This is a genomic window from Pseudomonas entomophila, from assembly GCF_018417595.1.
GTDB lineage: Bacteria > Pseudomonadota > Gammaproteobacteria > Pseudomonadales > Pseudomonadaceae > Aquipseudomonas > Aquipseudomonas entomophila_C.
This window is the reverse complement of record NZ_CP070982.1, coordinates 1906301-1923913: the sequence shown is the minus strand read 5'-3', so window position 1 is coordinate 1923913 and position 17613 is coordinate 1906301. Positions and strand designations below refer to the sequence as shown.

The following is a 17613-nucleotide window of genomic DNA, read 5'->3' as shown; positions in this document are numbered from 1 at the left end:
GCCCACCCGCTCGGTTACATCAGCGTTTCTGCGTGAGCGCGCGGCGCTCGAACTCGACGATACGCTGGCGGTAGTGCTCGATGGTCTGGGCGGTCAGCACACTGCGCTGGTCATCCTTGAGCTCGCCATCGAGCTCGTGGGCGAGCTTGCGGGCGGCGGCGACCATCACATCGAAGGCCTGCTTCGGGTGACGCGGGCCGGGCAAGCCCAGGAAGAAGCTCACCGCACGGGTGCTGAAGTGGTCGATGTCGTCCAGGTCGAACACGCCCGGCTTGACCGCGTTGGCCATGGAGAACAGCACTTCGCCGTGGCCAGCCATGCTCTCGTGACGGTGGAAGATGTCCATTTCGCCGAAACGCAGGCCGCTTTCCAGAATGTTCTGCAGCAGCGCCGGGCCCTTGAAGCCGCCTTCATCGCGGGAGATGACGCTGATCACCAGCACTTCCTCGGCAGGTGGCAGCTCCTTGACCGGCGTGCTGGGCGTGGCGGCGGCGCCATGGCGACTGTTGTCAGCGACAAAATCATCCTTGTCGTCGGCGAACAGGTCCGGCTCACGGGCTTCGGCAGCCAGGTTCAGGTCGCCCTGCTGCGGCTCGCTGTGATTGCGCTTGCCGCGCTTGGAGGCCTTTATAGGCTTGGGTTCGCGCTCACGCTCACGCGCGGGCGCGCTGACCGACGGCAGGTCGGACTCGTCCAGCTCAGGTTCTTTATGCGTCTCCAGCACCCGCGAAGGGCCAAGCACCTCGGCGCCGCCTTCGTCATCCGGCGCGTTCGCGTAGCTACGGTCCAGACGGAATTTCAGCTTGCCCTTGCCGCCGCGCATGCGCCGCCAGCCGTCGAAAAGAATACCGGCGATGACAATGATGCCGATGAGGATCAGCCACTCGCGCAGACCGATTTCCATGTAATCCCGTGCCTCTATAAAAAATATGCTTGAAAACAAAGGCTTCAAAGGCCTTTAACACGTGGCGCCAACTCTATGTTCTGACAGGCGTTTTACCCACGCAAAAAACAAGTGACATTAAGCTAGCACGACCAAAGGCAACTTTACACCGTCTGTCGCACCTGCTGGGGCTTTTGCCTACAGGTTCGCACCCCATCTTCGCTCATCAGGCGTCGACCATGGCCATCGCCTCCTCCACATCGACGGCGACCAGGCGTGAACAGCCCGGTTCGTGCATGGTCACCCCCATCAATTGATCGGCCATTTCCATGGCGATCTTGTTATGGGTGATGTAGATGAACTGCACGCTTTCGCTCATTTCCTTCACCAGGCGCGCGTAGCGCCCCACGTTGGCATCGTCCAGCGGCGCGTCGACTTCGTCGAGCATGCAGAACGGTGCCGGGTTCAACTTGAAGATGGCGAACACCAGCGCGAGGGCGGTCAACGCCTTCTCGCCACCGGACAGCAGATGGATGGTGCTGTTCTTCTTGCCCGGCGGGCGCGCCATGATCGTCACCCCTGTATCGAGTAGATCTTCGCCCGTCAGTTCCAGATAAGCGCTGCCGCCACCGAAAACTTTTGGGAAAAGTGCCTGCAATCCGGCATTTATCTGATCAAAGGTATCCTTGAAGCGGTTGCGGGTTTCCTTGTCGATCTTGCGGATGACGTTTTCCAGGGTCTCCAGCGCCTCGACCAGGTCGGCGTCCTGGGCGTCCAGGTAACGCTTGCGTTCGGACTGCTGCTCATACTCCTCGATGGCCGCCAGGTTGATCGCCCCGAGGCGCTGGATGCGCGCCTCGACCTGCTCGAGCTCCTGTTCGGTGCCCTGCTCGCTGGCCTGCGCATCGAGCGTCGCGAGCACGCCCTGAAGATCGTAGCCGTCGCTCAGCAATTGTTCCTGCAAGGTCTTGCGGCGCACGTCCAGCCCTTGAGACTCCAGGCGCTGCTGTTCCAGCTGGCCGCGCAGCAGCTGGGCCTGTTGTTCGGCCTGGGTGCGGCGCCTTTCGGCGTCGCGCAGCTCGCGGTCGGCTTCGTCCATGTGCAGGCGGGCCTGGCGCATTTCCTCGTCGACGCTCATGCGCCGCTCGAGCAGTTCCTCGAGCTTCAGGCGCAACTCTTCCTGCGGCGCCTCGCCTTCCTCCAGGTTCAGGTTCAACTGCTCCTGACGCTCGCTCAGGCGCGCGGCCTGTTGCTCCAGACGCTCCAGCGCCTGGCGCGTGGAATCGTGCTGGGCACGCAGGGAGCCCATGCGCACAGCCAGCTGGTGGGCATGGTCCTTGTGCTGACGGGCCTCCTGGCGAACGCGGTCGAGGCCCTCTCGCAGGGTGTCTCGGCGCGCCATCAACTGCTCGCGCAGTTCGGTGTCATGGGCCATCAGGTCCAGGGATTCTTGCAGCAGCAACCGCGCTTCACCCAACTGTTCATGTTCCAGGGCACGCTGTTCCTGCACCTCCAACAACTCTTCCTGCAACCTGCGCAGGCGCAGCTCCAGCTGTTCGGCACGGGCCCGGCCGGCGGACAGTCGGGCCTTGAGCTCGCCATGCTGGCGGCTTTCGTCCTGACTGCGACGGCGCAATTGCTCGCGCTGGTCTTCGTGGTCGAGTTGCTGCTTACGCAGGCGCTGCAACTGCTCGTCCAGCTGTTCGAGCAGCGCCTCCTGCTCCAGCTGTTCCTGGCCAAGGCGTTCGATTTCCTGGCCTCTGGCCAGCACGCCGCCCTGGGCCTCGCCGCCGCGGCTGATACGCAGGAAATGGCGCCCGACCCAGTAGCCATCGCGGCTGACCAGGCTCTGGCCATCGCCCAGCGAGCCCCGCAAGGCCAAGGCCTGCTCCAGGTTTTCCACCGGCCTGACCTGGCCGAGCCAGGGCGACAGGTCGGTGCGACCCTCGACCTTGTCCAGCAGGCTGCCCGGGATCCGCGTGCCATCGCCGGCCCCCAGCAGCAGGCGCAGCTCACCCTGCTCCAGCGTGGTGAAGTCGAGGCTGTCGAAATCGTCGAGCAGCACGGCCTGCAGATCGGCGCCCAGCACCGTTTCAACCGCCAGCTCCCAGCCCGCTTCGACCCGCAGGCCTTCCGCCAACCGGGGGCGCTGTTCCAACCCTTGCCCGCGCAGCCAGTCGGCGGCATCGGCGCCAGGCTCCAGCGCGGCCTGCTGCAAGGCTTCCAACGAAGCCAGACGGCCACCCAGGCGTTGCAGATCGCCCTGCTGCTGTTGCTGGGCCTGCCCGGCCTGCTGCAACTGCTCACGCACCGTATCGAGCTGCTCGACGACCTGGCGTTCCTGAAGCTGCAGCGCTTCGAGCAGCAGTTCGCTGCTGGCCACCTGCTCGCTGAGGTCGGCCATCTCCACATCCTGCGGGTCGGCACCCAACTGGTCACGCTCCTCGCCCAGCTTGCGCTGGCGTTCGGCCAAGCGCTCCAGGCTGGATTCGAGCTGCGCCAGGCGCGCCTGCTGCACTTCGGCCTGGCGGCGTGGTTCGGCGGAGCGGGTGTTGAAACTGTCCCACTGCTCCTGCCAGCCGTGCATGCCCAGTTCGGCTTCCTCGAGCGTCGCTGTGGCCTCTTCAGCTGCGGCCAGGGTGAGCTCCTGCTCCGGCCCGAGCATCGCCAGCTCCTCGCCGAGCGTGGCCAGCAGCGTGCGATCGTGGCCCAGGTGCGACTCGGTCTCCAGGCGGGTGCGTTCGGCTTCCTTCAGGTCGTCCTGCAGCTGGCGCAGACGTTGCTGCCCGTGCTGGATGCTCTGCTCGACCCGGGCGATATCGCCGGCCACCGAATAGAAGCGCCCCTGCACCTGGTTGAAGCGTTCAGACAATTCGTGGTGACCGTCGCGCAGGCGCTCGATGCTGGCATCGGCATTGCGCTGCTCGGCCACCAGCGCCTCGAAGGCAATCTCCTGGTCGCCGATGACCGTCTCGCGCTGGCGCACGCGCTCATCCAGGTCACGCCAGCGCAGCGCTGACAGGCAGGCCTTGAGCTGGCGCTCCTGGGCCTTGTACTCGCGGTACTTCTCGGCGGCCTGGGCCTGGCGGTGCAGGCGTTCGAGCTGGCGCTCCAGCTCTTCGCGCAGGTCGGTCAGGCGCGCCAGGTTCTCTTGTGTACGGCGAATGCGGTTCTCGGTCTCGCGGCGGCGCTCCTTGTACTTGGAGATGCCCGCCGCCTCCTCGATGAAGTTGCGCAATTCTTCTGGTTTGGCCTCGATCAGCTTGCTGATCATGCCCTGCTCGATGATCGAATAGCTGCGCGGCCCCAGGCCGGTGCCGAGGAAGATGTCGGTGATATCGCGGCGCCGGCATTTGGCGCCGTTGAGGAAGTAGGTGTTCTGCCCGTCGCGGGTGACCTTGCGACGGATGGAAATCTCGGCGTAGGCGGCGTATTCGCCCACCAGCGTGTTGTCACTGTTGTCGAACACCAGCTCGATGCTGGCCTGGCTGACCGGCTTGCGGCTGGTGGAGCCGTTGAAGATGACGTCGGTCATCGACTCGCCACGCAGGTTTTTCGCCGAACTCTCGCCCATCACCCAGCGTACCGCATCGATGATGTTCGATTTGCCGCAACCGTTGGGGCCGACCACGGCCGCCATGTTGCTGGGGAAGTTGACCGTGGTCGGGTCGACGAACGACTTGAACCCGGCCAGGCGAATGCACTTCAGGCGCATCGGTCAGGTCCGCGCCAGCGCCGCCAGCACCAGCTCGCAACTGCGCTGGCAATACGCGGTGAGCACCTCGCGGATGCGCGGCAGGTCGCGGGCGACCACGGCGCCAAGCAGGCTGGCGAACAGGTCGAGGTAGTCGACCATGCTGGCCTGACGCTGGTCGAGGGCGAGATAGTAGGCACGGCTCATGGCCGGCTGCAGGTTCTCGACGGTTTCCTGCAGGTAGGGGTTGTTGGCGAACGGATAGGCGGCGCGCATCACCGCGAAACTGTCGGCGACGAACGTCTTGATATCCTTGCCGTCGTGAGCTTGATGCAGGCGCTGCTGGATGTCCAGGAACGGGCGCAGGTCGCTTTCGGTGCGCCAATGCTGGGCGACGGCATTGCCCAGCAGGATGTAGAACTCGCCCATCAGCGTGCACAGGCTGCGCACGCTGTTCTCGTCCAGCTCGGTCACATGGGCGCCACGGCGCGGCAGGATGGCTACCAGGTGGCGGCGCTCGAGAATGAGCAACGCCTCGCGCACCGAGCCACGGCTGACATTCAACGCCTGGGTGACCTTCAACTCCTGGATGCGCTCGCCGGGCGCGAGTTCGCCGCGGATGATCCGCTCGGCCAGGTAGTGGGCAATTTGCTCGGAGAGGCTGTCCGGCGCCTTGAACGTCATGGTTTTCCTTCGCAATCTGGATAGCTGTGCACAAGAGCGCGATTGTAGCGCACTTGCCGGGCCTGCGCGCAGCGGAACATGGGGCTTTGTGCGACTTTTCGGTCAGCCGGCGTGGCCGGCGCGAACTATGCTTGGAGAAAGGCTCATCGAGGTCGTTCGAAGCTGCTTGAGCAAAATCTTGACCCAAAGGTCAGAAATTTATTGACCGCAAGGTCAAGCGTTGCTTAGAGTCCGCCCGAACAACAATAAAATCATTGCGAGGCCCTCCCCCGTGATCCAGTTTCTCGTCAACCAGGAGCTGCACAGCGAGCACGCCCTGGACCCGAACATGACGGTGCTGCAATACCTGCGCGAGCACCTGGGCAAGCCCGGCACCAAGGAAGGCTGCGCCAGCGGCGACTGCGGCGCCTGCACCGTGGTCGTGGGCGAACTCGTCCAGGACCCGCAGGGAGGCGACAGCATCCGCTACCGCAGCCTCAATTCGTGCCTGACGTTCGTCTCCTCCCTGCACGGCAAGCAACTGATCAGCGTCGAAGGCCTCAAGCACCAGGGCGAGCTGCACAGCGTGCAGAAAGCCATGGCCGATTGCCATGGCTCGCAGTGCGGCTTCTGCACCCCCGGCTTCGTCATGTCGCTGTTCGCCCTGCAAAAAAACAGTGAAGGCCACGACCTGCACCAGGCCCAGGAAGCCCTGGCCGGCAACCTGTGCCGCTGCACCGGCTACCGACCGATCCTCGCCGCCGCCGAACAGAGTTGCGCCCAACCCTGCCGCGACCAGTTCGACGCGCAACAGGCGCAGACCATCGCCCGCCTCAAGGCCATCGCCCCGCAACACACCGGCGAGCTCAACAGCGGTGACAAGCGCTGCCTGGTGCCGCTCACCGTGGCCGACCTGGCCGACCTCTACAGCTCGCACCCCGAGGCGCGCCTGCTGGCTGGCGGCACCGACCTGGCGCTGGAGGTCACCCAGTTCCACCGCACCTTGCCGGTGATGATCTACGTCGGCCATGTCGCCGAGCTCAAGCGCATCGACAAGACCGCCACGCACCTGGAGATCGGCGCCGCCACGCCGCTGACCGACTGCTACACCGCGCTCAACGATGAATACCCCGACTTCGGCGACCTGCTGCACCGCTTCGCCTCGCTGCAGATCCGCAACCAGGGCACCCTGGGCGGCAACATCGGCAACGCCTCGCCGATCGGCGACTCGCCGCCCCTGCTGATCGCCCTGGACGCGCAGATCGTCCTGCGCCAGGGCGAGCGCCAGCGCACCCTGGCCCTGGAAGACTACTTCATCGACTACCGCATCACCGCGCGCCAGGACAGCGAGTTCATCGAGAAGATCATCGTGCCACGCGCCAGCAATGACTGGACATTCCGCGCCTACAAAGTGTCCAAGCGCCTGGACGACGATATTTCCGCAGTCTGCGCGGCATTCAACCTGAGCATCGAGAACGGCATGGTCAGCGGCGTGCGCATCGCCTTCGGCGGCATGGCGGCGATCCCCAAGCGCGCCCGCGCCTGCGAAGCCGCCCTGCGCGGCAAACCCTGGAACCAGGCCAGCGTCGAGCGCGCCTGCCAGGCCCTGGCCGAGGACTTCACCCCGCTCAGCGACTTCCGCGCCAGCCGCGAATACCGCCTGCTGACCGCGCAGAACCTGCTGCGCAAGTACTTCATCGAACTGCAATCGCCGCACATCGAAACCCGGGTGACCGCCTATGTCTAACCATCACGCCGTCAAGAGCCAGGCCGAGATGGCCGCACTGTTCAGCCAGGACCTGACCACCGGGGTCGGCCGCAGCCTCAAGCACGACAGCGCCGACAAACACGTGGCGGGCGAGGCGGTGTACATCGACGACCGCCTGGAATTCCCCAACCAGTTGCACGTCTACGCGCGCACCGCAGACCGCGCCCATGCGCGCATCCTGCGCATCGACACCACGCCCTGCTACCAGTTCGAGGGGGTGCGCATCGCCATCACCCACGAGGACATCCCGGGGCTGAAGGATATCGGTCCGGTGGTCGCCGGCGACCCGCTGCTGGCCATCGACAAGGTCGAGTTCTTCGGCCAGCCGGTGCTCGCCGTGGCCGCCCGCGACCTGGACACCGCCCGCCGCGCGGCGATGGCGGCGATCATCGAGTACGAAGACCTGGAGCCGGTGCTGGACGTGGTCGAGGCGCTGCGCAAGAAGCACTTCGTGCTCGACAGCCATACCCACCAGCGCGGTGATTCGGCGGCGGCCCTGGCCAGCGCGCCGCACCGCATCCAGGGCAGCCTGCACATCGGCGGCCAGGAACACTTCTACCTGGAAACCCAGATCAGTTCGGTGATGCCCAGCGAAGACGGCGGCATGATCGTCTACTGCTCCACGCAGAACCCCACCGAGGTGCAGAAGCTGGTGGCCGAAGTGCTCGATGTGCCCATGCACAAGATCGTCGTCGACATGCGCCGCATGGGTGGCGGCTTCGGTGGCAAGGAAACCCAGGCCGCCAGCCCCGCCTGCCTGTGCGCGGTGATCGCGCGCCTGACCGGCCAGCCGACCAAGATGCGCCTGCCCCGCGTCGAAGACATGATGATGACCGGCAAGCGCCACCCGTTCTACGTGGAGTACGACGTCGGTTTCGATGACAGCGGCCGCCTGCACGGGATCAACTTCGACCTGGCCGGCAACTGCGGCTACTCGCCCGACCTGTCCGGGTCGATCGTCGACCGCGCCATGTTCCACTCCGACAACGCCTACTACCTGGGCGACGCCACGGTGCACGGCCACCGCTGCAAGACCAACACCGCCTCCAACACCGCCTATCGCGGCTTCGGCGGGCCACAGGGCATGGTCGCCATCGAGCAGGTGATGGACCACATCGCCCGCCACCTGGCGCTCGACCCGCTGGCCGTGCGCAAGGCCAACTACTATGGCAAGACCGAACGCAACGTCACCCATTACTACCAGACCGTCGAGCACAACATGCTCGAAGAAATGACCGCCGAGATCGAGGCCAGCAGCGACTATCACGAGCGCCGCGAATCGATCCGCCGCTTCAACGCCAACAGCCCGGTACTGAAGAAGGGCTTGGCGCTGACCCCGGTGAAGTTTGGTATCTCGTTCACCGCCACCTTCCTCAACCAGGCCGGCGCGCTGATCCACATCTATACCGACGGCAGCATCCACCTCAACCACGGCGGCACCGAGATGGGCCAGGGCCTGAACACCAAGGTCGCGCAGGTGGTGGCGCAGGTGTTCCAGGTCGATTTCAACCGTATCCAGATCACCGCCACCAACACCGACAAGGTGCCCAACACCTCGCCGACCGCCGCCTCCAGCGGCGCCGACCTGAACGGCAAGGCCGCGCAGAACGCCGCCGAGATTCTGAAGAAGCGCCTGACCGAATTCGCCGCGCGGCACTACAACGTGACCGAGGAGGACGTCGAGTTCCGCAACGGCCATGTGCGCGTGCGCGACCAGATCGTCAGCTTCGAGCAACTGGTGCAGCAGGCGTACTTCGCCCAGGTATCGCTGTCGACCACCGGCTTCTACCGCACGCCGAAGATCTTCTACGACCGTTCCCAGGCCCGTGGCCGGCCGTTCTATTACTTCGCCTTCGGCGCCGCCTGCGTGGAAGTGATCGTCGACACTCTGACCGGCGAGTACAAGATGCTGCGCGCCGACATCCTCCACGACGTCGGTGACTCGCTTAACCCGGCCATCGACATTGGCCAGGTGGAAGGCGGCTTCGTCCAGGGCATGGGGTGGCTGACCACCGAAGAGCTGGTGTGGAACAACAAGGGCAAGCTGATGACCAACGGCCCGGCCAGCTACAAGATCCCGGCCATCGCCGACATGCCGGTGGACATGCGCGTGAAGCTGGTGGAGAACCGCAAGAACCCCGAGGACACGGTGTTCCACTCCAAGGCCGTGGGCGAGCCGCCGTTCATGCTGGGGATCGCCGCCTGGTGCGCGATCAAGGATGCCGTGGCGAGCATCGCCGACTACCGCGTGCAGCCGGACATCGACGCGCCGTCGACGCCGGAGCGGGTGCTGTGGGGCTGCGAGCAGATGCGCAAGGCGGTGGCCGCCGCGCAGCCTGCCGAGCAGGAACTGGAACCCGTGACGCACTGACGACGCCGCCCCCTGTAGGAGCGGCTTCAGCCGCGAAGCCGACACCGCGGTGCCTGGCAGCCGCTTCGCGGCTGATCGCGGGTAAACCCGCTCCTACAGGGGCCGAGTCGTTTGAAAGAGGATTTGCATCATGCACCAATGGATCAACGCCCTCGCCGACCATCAGGCCCGCGGCGAGCCCTGCGTCCTGGTCACCATCATCGAGGAGCGCGGCTCCACGCCACGCAACGCCGGTTCGAAGATGGTGGTCAGCGCCAGCAGCCTGTACGACACCATCGGCGGCGGCCACCTGGAGTTCAAGGCGCTGCACATCGCCCGGCAGATGCTCGAGGAACACCGCAGCACGCCGCACCTGGAGCGCTTCAGCCTGGGCGCCAGCCTCGGCCAGTGCTGCGGTGGCGCCACCGTGCTGCTGTTCGAACCCATGACCGGCGTGCAGGCGCAGATCGCGGTGTTCGGCGCGGGCCATGTCGGCCGGGCTCTGGTACCCTTGCTCGCCGCGCTGCCCTGCCGGGTGCGCTGGATCGATTCGCGCGAGCAGGAGTTCCCCGAGCAGATCCCCAACGGGGTGAGCAAGCTGGTCAGCGAAGACCCGGTCGACGAAGTGGCCGACCTGCCCGCCGGCAGCTACTGCATCGTCATGACCCACAACCACCAGCTCGACCTGGAACTGACCGCCGCCATTCTCAAACGCAATGATTTCACCTGGTTCGGCCTGATTGGTTCGAAGACCAAGCGGGTCAAGTTCGAACACCGCCTGCGCGAACGCGGCTTCGACGACGCGCTGCTGGCGCGGATGCGCTGCCCGATGGGCCTGGCCGAAGTGAAGGGCAAGCTGCCGATCGAGATCGCCGTGTCCATCGCCGCCGAAATCATTGCCACCTACAACGCCTGCTTCGGCCAGCACGACGCTGCCGTGAACGCAGGCCCGATCGCCCAATTGCTGCCGCCCTCCCGGCGCAGCCAGACCCACTGACGAGCGTACCCATGACCGCAACACGCAAAGCCTACCGCGCCGCCATCCTGCACAGCATCGCCGACCCGGCCGAGGTCGGCCTGGAGGCCTCCCAGGAGTACTTCGAGGATGGCCTGCTGGTGGTCGACAACGGCCGTATCAAGGCCCTCGGCCACGCCTGCGACCTGCTGCCGACCCTGGATGACGACATCGAGGTGGTGCACTACCCGGACACCCTGATCACCCCGGGCTTCATCGACACCCACATCCACTTCCCGCAGACCGGCATGATCGGCTCCTACGGCGAGCAACTGCTGGATTGGCTGAACACCTACACCTTCCCCTGCGAGAAGCAGTTCGCCGACAAGGCCCACGCCGATAAAGTGGCGAAGATCTTCCTGAAGGAGCTGCTGCGCAACGGCACCACCACCGCCCTGGTGTTCGGCAGCGTGCACCCCGAGTCGGTCAATGCCCTGTTCGAGGAAGCCGAGCGTCTGGACCTGCGCCTGATCGCCGGCAAGGTGATGATGGACCGCAACGCCCCCGACTACCTGACCGACACGGCCGAATCCGGCTACACCGAGAGCAAGGCGCTGATCGAGCGCTGGCACGGCAAGGGCCGCCTGCACTATGCGGTGACGCCGCGCTTCGCCCCCACCAGCACCCCGGAACAACTGGCCCTGGCCGGCCAACTGCTCAAGGAGCACCCGGGCGTGTACATGCACACCCACCTGTCCGAGAACCTCAAGGAGATCGAGTGGGTCAAGGCGCTGTTCCCCGAGCAGAACGGTTACCTGGATGTCTACGACCACTTCGAGCTGCTCGGCGAGCGCTCGGTGTTCGCCCACGGCGTGCACCTGTGCGACGACGAGTGCAAGCGCCTGGCTGAAACCGGCTCGGCCATCGCCTTCTGCCCGACCTCCAACCTGTTCCTGGGCAGCGGCCTGTTCAACCTGCCCCAGGCCGAGCGCTTCAAGGTCAACGTGGGCCTGGGTACCGACGTGGGTGCCGGCACCAGTTTCTCGCTGCTCAACACCCTGAACGAGGCCTACAAGGTGATGCAGCTGCAAGGCGCGCGCCTGCACCCGTTCAAGTCGCTGTACCTGGCCACCCTCGGCGGCGCCCGCGCCCTGCGCCTGGACGACCGCATCGGCAGCCTGCGCCCGGGCAACGATGCCGACTTCGTGGTGCTCGACTACAAGGCCACGCCGCTGCTGGACTACCGCCTCCAGCAGTCCAACAGCATCGAGGAAACCCTGTTCGTGCTCACCACCCTGGGTGATGACCGTACCGTGCGTGAAACCTACGCCGCCGGGCGTCGTGTGCACCAGCGCTAAGGCTGCTTGGCCAGCCCCCGGTACAGTGCGCCGCCGATCGCCGCCCCGATCAGCGGCGCCACCCAGAACAGCCACAGCTGTTGCAGGGCCCAACCACCGACGAACAACGCCGGCCCCGTGCTGCGCGCGGGGTTCACCGAGGTGTTGGTCACCGGGATCGAGATCAGGTGGATCAGGGTCAGGGCCAGGCCGATGGCGATCGGCGCGAAACCAGCCGGCGCACGGGCATCGGTAGCCCCCATGATCACCACCAGGAACATCGCCGTCATCACCACTTCACTGACGAAACCGGCCGCCAGCGTATATCCGCCTGGCGAGTGCTCGGCGTAGCCATTGGACGCCAGCCCGCTGGACAGTTCGAAGCCTGCCTTGCCGCTGGCGATGAAGTAGATCACCGCCGCCGCGATGATCGCCCCGATCACCTGGGCGATCACGTAGGGCAGCAGCTCCTTGGCGGGAAAACGCCCGCCCACCACCAGCCCGAACGACACGGCGGGGTTGAGGTGGCAACCGGAGATATGGCCGATGGCGAAAGCCATGGTCAGGACAGTCAGGCCGAACGCGAAGGCGACACCGAGGACACCGATGCCGACAGGTGAGCTGGCGGCCAGCACCGCGCTGCCGCAACCACCCAGCACCAGCCAGAAAGTGCCGACCAGTTCGGCACCCATGCGCACACCGAGGGACGTAGTCATGAACCCTTCCTCACGTAGTTGAACGCAACAGCTGCGCAAGCCCAACTACATTTTTCAGGGGTCTGCAACTAGTAAATTTATCAGGTATCTGGCCGAAGGCCAGTCATGACAAGGGCCGCTGCGCGCCCCATCGCCAGCATGCCGCCCCCTGCAGGAGCCGGCTTGCCGGCGACGGGCTGCGAAGCGGCCCCAATGGCTTGCCTATCGAGGCAAACGATCAACCCTTGGCCGAGACCTTGGGCTTTTTCTGCAGCAGGTGCGAGAACACCGCGTGGAGGTCGTCCGAGGCGCTTTCCTCGTCGAGGTTGAGCTTGCTGTCGATGTGGTCCATGTGATGCATCATCAGGCTCACCGCCTGCTGCGCGTCACGCGCCTCGATGGCGTCGATCAGTTGCATGTGCTCATCGTAGGAGCAGTGCGAGCGGTTGCCGCTTTCGTACTGGGCGATGATCAGCGAAGTCTGCGACACCAGGCTGCGCTGGAAGCTCACCAGCGGCGCGTTGCCGGCCGCCTCGGCCAACTTGAGGTGAAACTCCCCGGAGAGGCGGATGCCCGCGCCACGGTCGCCACGGGAAAAGCTGTCACGCTCCTCGCGGACCATCTGGCGCAGTTCGTTGAGTTGCTCGACGGTAGCGTGCTGCACCGCCAGCTCGGTGATGGCGCGCTCGACCATGCGCCGGGAGAAGAACACCTGGCGCGCCTCCTCGACCGTCGGGCTGGCCACCACCGCGCCGCGATTGGGCCGCAGCAGCACCACGCTCTCGTGGGCCAGGCGCGACAAGGCGCGACGGATGATGGTGCGGCTGACGCCGAAGATCTCGCCCAGCGCTTCCTCGCTCAACTTGGTGCCCGGCGCGAGGCGTTGCTCGAGGATCGCCTCGAAGATGTGCGCATAGACGATGTCGTCCTGGGTACCACTGCGGCCGGCCTTGCCGGTGCGCGCAGGTTTTTTCAGAGGTTGCAGCTGTTCGTTCATGGGCTCTCGAGCACGAAGGATCTGCCTGTCGGACCGTGACTGTAGTACCTGTCAGCGGGTGGGGCGAGTCCGGGAAAAAGATGAAGGACCAAGGTATGGCGCCATTGTACACAGGCTGACCCGTTTCTGCAGGTGGCCTACTCCCTATATAGCTGTTGTACGAGCGTTTGCGCGCACAAAAGATAAAACATTATTTGCATTCTTTGTACACAAAAGCATAATCCTGCGAGCAACTTCCTGACCCAGAAGTCAACAAAATGGTCGGACGTCTGCCACACCCTCCCTCGCGAAGCCCCCAAGTGCGTTGGCTCAGGACCAGGCTTCGAACAACAAGAAAGACTTGAGGAGTACTCGCTGTGGAAAGCCGCAAATCCGAAGCCCCTGCGCTGGATCTCGCCCCACCGCTCGAAACGAGCTGGCTGGAGCGGATTTTCAAACTCAAGCGACATGGCACCACCGTCAGGACCGAACTGATCGCCGGGGTGACCACCTTCATCACCATGGCCTACATCATCTTCGTCAACCCCAACATCATGGCCGACGCCGGTATCGACCACGGGGCGGCCTTCGTCGCCACCTGCATCGCCGCCGCGCTGGGCTGCCTGCTGATGGGCCTGTACGCCAACTGGCCGGTCGGCCTGGCGCCGGGCATGGGGCTCAATGCGTTCTTCACCTACACCGTGGTCGGCACCATGGGCTACACCTGGCAGGCCGCGCTGGGCGCGGTGTTCATCTCGGGCGTGCTGTTCATGTTCCTGACCTTGTCACGGGTGCGCGAATGGCTGCTCAACAGCATTCCGGTGAGCCTGCGCCACGCGATGGGCGCCGGCGTGGGCCTGTTCCTCGGGCTGATCGGCCTGAAGACCGCCGGCATCGTGGTCGACAGCCCGGCCACCTTGATCAAGCTTGGTTCGTTGCATGAGCCTGGCCCGCTGCTGGCGGCGATCTGCTTCCTGATGATCGCCGTGCTCAGCTACCACCGGGTGTTCGGCGCCATCCTCATCAGCATCATCAGTGTCACCCTGGCCGGCTGGGGCCTGGGCCTGGTGCAGTATGGCGGGGTGTTCTCGCTGCCGCCGAGCCTGGCGCCGACCTGGATGGCCATGGACGTCGCGGGGGTGTTCAACGTCAGCATGATCAGCGTGGTGCTGGCGTTCCTGTTCGTGCACATGTTCGATACCGCCGGCACGCTGATGGGCGTGGCCCAGCGGGCCGGGCTGGTGGCGCCTGACGGGCGTATCGAGAACCTGTCGCGGGCATTGAAGGCCGACAGTGCCTCCAGCGTGTTTGGCGCGGCGGTAGGCGTGCCCCCGGTGACCAGCTATGTGGAGAGTGCCGCAGGCGTGGCAGCGGGTGGCCGCACCGGGCTCACTGCCGTGGTGGTCGGCCTGCTGTTCGTCGCCGCGATGTTCTTCGCACCACTGGCGGGGATGATCCCGGCTTATGCGACGGCCGGCGCGCTGATCTACGTGGCGATGCTGATGATGGGCAGCATGGCGCATATCAACTGGGACGAGGCCACCGACAGCATTCCGGCGATCGTCACGGTGATCATGATGCCGCTGACGTTCTCCGTGGCGGACGGGATTGCCCTGGGGTTCATCAGCTATGTGGCGCTGAAGGCGGGGACCGGCAAGTTCAAGGAGATTTCCGCGAGCCTGTGGGTGCTGTGCGTGATCTTCATTGCCAAGTTCGTGTTTCTTTGAGATGAGGCCTGGGCTGCAGCAGCGCCTGTGAGATCGAGCGCCGCCTGCGCGGCGCATCGCGGATGAATCCGCTCCTACACCGTCAGGCGCCGGCCTGTAGGAGCGGATTCATCCGCGATACGCCGCACGGGCGGCGCCCGGCCGCCGGAACCTATCTCACCCCAACTCTGCCTCCACCCGGTCCCTGCCCCCCTGCTTCGCGGCATACACCCCAGCATCCGCCCGCAACAACAACGCATCCGCTCCCTCCCCCGCCCGCCAGCCGGCCACGCCAAAACTCGCCGTCACCCGCCCCACCCCCTCTATCGGCACGCTTCGCACCCCCTGCCACAACTCCAGCGCCAGCAAGCGCGCCTGTTCGGCGTTGTTCCCCGGGCATAGCACCATGAACTCCTCGCCACCCAGCCGGCAGAACACATCGGTACGCCGCAACCGCTGGCCGATCCGCTGGCACAGGCTGCGCAACACCCGATCCCCCACCGCATGGCCGAACTGATCGTTGATCCGCTTGAAGTGGTCGATGTCGAGCATGATCACCGCCAGCCCCTGCCCATCCCGCTGGGCACGGTCCAGCTCGATGCGCAGGCGCTCCTGGAAATAGCGCCGGTTATGGATCCCCGTAAGGGAATCGGTGATCGACAACGCGCGCAGCTCTTCTTCCACCCGCTTGAGGTCGGAAATATCCGTCAGGTAGCCATGCCACAACGTACAACCATGGTCACCGATCTCCGGCGTCGCTTCCCCCCGGACCCAGCGCAACCCCGCCCGCGGCAGGCACACCCGGTACTCTTCGCGCCAGGGTGTCAGGTGCTCGGCCGAATACAGTACCGAGCGCCGCACCTGCTCCAGGTCGTCGGGGTGGATGCGCTCGAACACGACGCTGGCGTCCCGGCGCAACTCGGCCAGGTCAACCTCGTAGATGTCCTGCAACCCCGCGCTGGCGTAGGGGAAACACGAGTGGCCGTCAGCATCCAGGCGATATTGATAGATCCCTCCCGGCACCTCGGCACTGAGCTTTTCCAGCAGCCGGTCGCGGGCCGCCAATGCCTCATGGACCCGCCGCCGCTCGGTGACATCGATGCAGATCGCCAGGTAACCGACCCAAAGTCCCTGCTCATCAAGCACGGCAGTCACCAGCATGTTGGCCAGCAAATGGCTGCCGTCCTTGCGCACCAGCGTCCATTCCACCGGCTCGCCCCCCGCTTCCTGCACGGTTTCGGCGAACATCGCCTGGCCTGCACCGACCTCGCGACCATAGCGCACGCTCAAGGCGTGGGCGCGGCGATGCAGCTCCTCGGGCTGGACCAGATCCTCGAGGGTGAGATGCCCCAGCGCCTCATCGGCCGAATAACCCAACATGCGCTCGGCACCGGCATTGAAGGTGCCGATCACCCCGCGCAGGCTGGTGGCGATGATCGCGACCTGGGTCGCGGCATCCAGCACACTGCGCAGCTGGTTGTGGGTTTCCCTGAGCGACTGTTCGCTGACCCGCAACTCGGCGGTGCGCCGGGCGACCAGCCCCAGGGCACGTTGACGCTGGCTGAACAGGCTGAACAGCAACGTCGCCAGCAACACGCTGAGCAAGCCACCCAACAGGCTGACCACCAGGACGGCAGAGGAACGGTTGGCAACCAGAAAGCCCAGGCTCGGCCGGATATCGAGCTGGTACTGATGATCGGCCAGGCGCAGCAGGAAGCTGCTGGCCAGCCCGATCTGCGCGGGCCTGTTGCCCGAGTCGAACAGCACTTCATGACTGTCTTCGGTCGACAGGTCGAGGATGCGTACCACCAGGCTGTCATCGACGGCCGTCGGCAGGCTTTCGGCGATCAACTGGTGCAGGCTCAGCAAGGCCATGACATAGCCGCCGGGCGGGCCATCCAGCGGCGTCGCATCGCTGAACACTGGCGCGACCATCAACAGGCCACGGGTGTAGGCAGGCTCCACGTTCAGCATGTCCAGCGGCTCGGACACCGCCATGCTCCCCGGGCGGGAAGCGCGGGCCAGGGTGGCCTCGCGCTGGGGTTGGCCGCGCAGGTCGAAGCCATAGGGCTGATCCTGCTGGCTCGCGGCCTGGGTATACAGCACGGGGTAGTAGAACGCGCGCGGCGGCGCGTCCTGCCAGCCCCCCTGGGCATCCCGGTCACGGATGCGATAAGACTGCGCCAGCAAGGCGCCCGCATGCTGCTCGAACGCCTCACGCTGGTCGGCCGCCACCCGGGGCGCCCAGGAATAGGCCTGGGTGCGGTGCAGCAGCGGCCGGGCATAGCCGTCAAATTCGCGGGGGGTGATTTCGCGGGAGTAGCCGACGAAACGGCGCAACCCGTCCAGGCGCCGCTCCTGCTCCTCGAAACGTTCGGCGATGCGGCTATGGCGTTCGCTGGCCAGCAGCTCGAAGCGCTGGCGCAACTGCTGCTTGTAGAAGGCATGGGTGGCGGTGGCCAGCGCAGCCGTGAGCAGGCACCCGACGACCAGCGCCGCCAGGGCCACGCCCCAGGCGGACAGCTCGTCGCCGAGCCGGCCGGGCAGCTTCGCAGGTACGCCTGGGTTCGACATGGATAACTCTCG

Annotated in this window: 11 protein-coding genes; 5 read left to right on the top strand and 6 right to left on the bottom strand. The window is 65.4% G+C overall.

The window, feature by feature from the left end:
• Positions 1-19: 19 nt before the first annotated feature.
• From zipA to JYG34_RS08475, 3 genes are all read right to left on the bottom strand, one after another.
• Positions 20-904 (bottom strand): cell division protein ZipA, encoded by an 885-nt coding sequence (gene zipA, locus JYG34_RS08485; protein ID WP_213660284.1) that lies wholly within the window; start codon positions 902-904, stop codon positions 20-22.
• A 205-nt stretch (positions 905-1109) separates the two neighbouring features.
• Positions 1110-4598 (bottom strand): chromosome segregation protein SMC, encoded by a 3489-nt coding sequence (gene smc, locus JYG34_RS08480; RefSeq protein WP_213660283.1) that lies wholly within the window; start codon positions 4596-4598, stop codon positions 1110-1112.
• 3 nt (positions 4599-4601) lie between these two features.
• Positions 4602-5261, bottom strand: coding sequence for a GntR family transcriptional regulator (locus JYG34_RS08475; protein WP_213660282.1), 660 nt, complete (start codon positions 5259-5261; stop codon positions 4602-4604).
• A gap of 271 nt (positions 5262-5532) precedes the next feature.
• On the opposite strand from JYG34_RS08475, the gene xdhA reads away from it, so the two are divergent.
• The 4 genes from xdhA to guaD all read left to right on the top strand — a co-directional run bounded on the left by xdhA (position 5533) and on the right by guaD (position 11671).
• On the top strand, positions 5533-6987 hold the full coding sequence (gene xdhA / locus JYG34_RS08470; protein WP_213660281.1) for a xanthine dehydrogenase small subunit: 1455 nt from the start codon (positions 5533-5535) through the stop codon (positions 6985-6987).
• On the top strand, positions 6980-9379 hold the full coding sequence (xdhB, locus tag JYG34_RS08465) for a xanthine dehydrogenase molybdopterin binding subunit (RefSeq protein WP_213660280.1): 2400 nt from the start codon (positions 6980-6982) through the stop codon (positions 9377-9379). The genes xdhA and xdhB overlap by 8 nt, the downstream gene beginning before the upstream one ends.
• Positions 9380-9509: 130 nt before the next feature.
• Positions 9510-10355, top strand: coding sequence for a xanthine dehydrogenase accessory protein XdhC (gene xdhC, locus JYG34_RS08460; RefSeq protein ID WP_213660279.1), 846 nt, complete (start codon positions 9510-9512; stop codon positions 10353-10355).
• Positions 10356-10366: 11 nt separating this feature from the next.
• On the top strand, positions 10367-11671 hold the full coding sequence (guaD, locus tag JYG34_RS08455; protein ID WP_213660278.1) for a guanine deaminase: 1305 nt from the start codon (positions 10367-10369) through the stop codon (positions 11669-11671).
• Here guaD and aqpZ read toward each other — a convergent pair.
• Both aqpZ and JYG34_RS08445 read right to left on the bottom strand, forming a co-directional pair.
• A complete protein-coding gene (aqpZ, locus tag JYG34_RS08450; RefSeq protein WP_213660277.1) occupies positions 11668-12366 on the bottom strand; it encodes an aquaporin Z in 699 nt (232 codons plus the stop codon). The two genes, guaD and aqpZ, sit on opposite strands and share 4 nt — an antisense overlap.
• A gap of 217 nt (positions 12367-12583) precedes the next feature.
• The gene (locus JYG34_RS08445) at positions 12584-13342 is read right to left on the bottom strand and encodes a GntR family transcriptional regulator (RefSeq protein ID WP_213660276.1); all 759 of its coding nucleotides are present in this window, start codon (positions 13340-13342) and stop codon (positions 12584-12586) included.
• 356 nt (positions 13343-13698) lie between these two features.
• Between JYG34_RS08445 and JYG34_RS08440 the strand changes: the two genes are divergently transcribed.
• Positions 13699-15048: an NCS2 family permease gene (locus JYG34_RS08440; RefSeq protein WP_213660275.1), complete on the top strand. Its 1350-nt coding sequence runs from the start codon at positions 13699-13701 to the stop codon at positions 15046-15048.
• Between the two features lie 156 nt (positions 15049-15204).
• Here JYG34_RS08440 and JYG34_RS08435 read toward each other — a convergent pair whose 3' ends face one another.
• Positions 15205-17601, bottom strand: coding sequence for a sensor domain-containing diguanylate cyclase (locus tag JYG34_RS08435; protein ID WP_213660274.1), 2397 nt, complete (start codon positions 17599-17601; stop codon positions 15205-15207).
• Positions 17602-17613 lie beyond the last annotated feature (12 nt).

Excerpts from the sequence above, each read along its gene's own strand:
- guaD (WP_213660278.1), top strand. The coding sequence starts at position 10,367 with ATGACCGCAACACGCAAAGCCTACCGCGCCGCCATCCTGCACAGCATC.
- smc (WP_213660283.1), bottom strand. The coding sequence starts at position 4,598 with ATGCGCCTGAAGTGCATTCGCCTGGCCGGGTTCAAGTCGTTCGTCGAC.
- zipA (WP_213660284.1), bottom strand. The coding sequence starts at position 904 with ATGGAAATCGGTCTGCGCGAGTGGCTGATCCTCATCGGCATCATTGTC.
- xdhC (WP_213660279.1), top strand. The coding sequence starts at position 9,510 with ATGCACCAATGGATCAACGCCCTCGCCGACCATCAGGCCCGCGGCGAG.
- JYG34_RS08445 (WP_213660276.1), bottom strand. The coding sequence starts at position 13,342 with ATGAACGAACAGCTGCAACCTCTGAAAAAACCTGCGCGCACCGGCAAG.
- aqpZ (WP_213660277.1), bottom strand. The coding sequence starts at position 12,366 with ATGACTACGTCCCTCGGTGTGCGCATGGGTGCCGAACTGGTCGGCACT.
- JYG34_RS08475 (WP_213660282.1), bottom strand. The coding sequence starts at position 5,261 with ATGACGTTCAAGGCGCCGGACAGCCTCTCCGAGCAAATTGCCCACTAC.
- JYG34_RS08435 (WP_213660274.1), bottom strand. The coding sequence starts at position 17,601 with ATGTCGAACCCAGGCGTACCTGCGAAGCTGCCCGGCCGGCTCGGCGAC.
- xdhB (WP_213660280.1), top strand. The coding sequence starts at position 6,980 with ATGTCTAACCATCACGCCGTCAAGAGCCAGGCCGAGATGGCCGCACTG.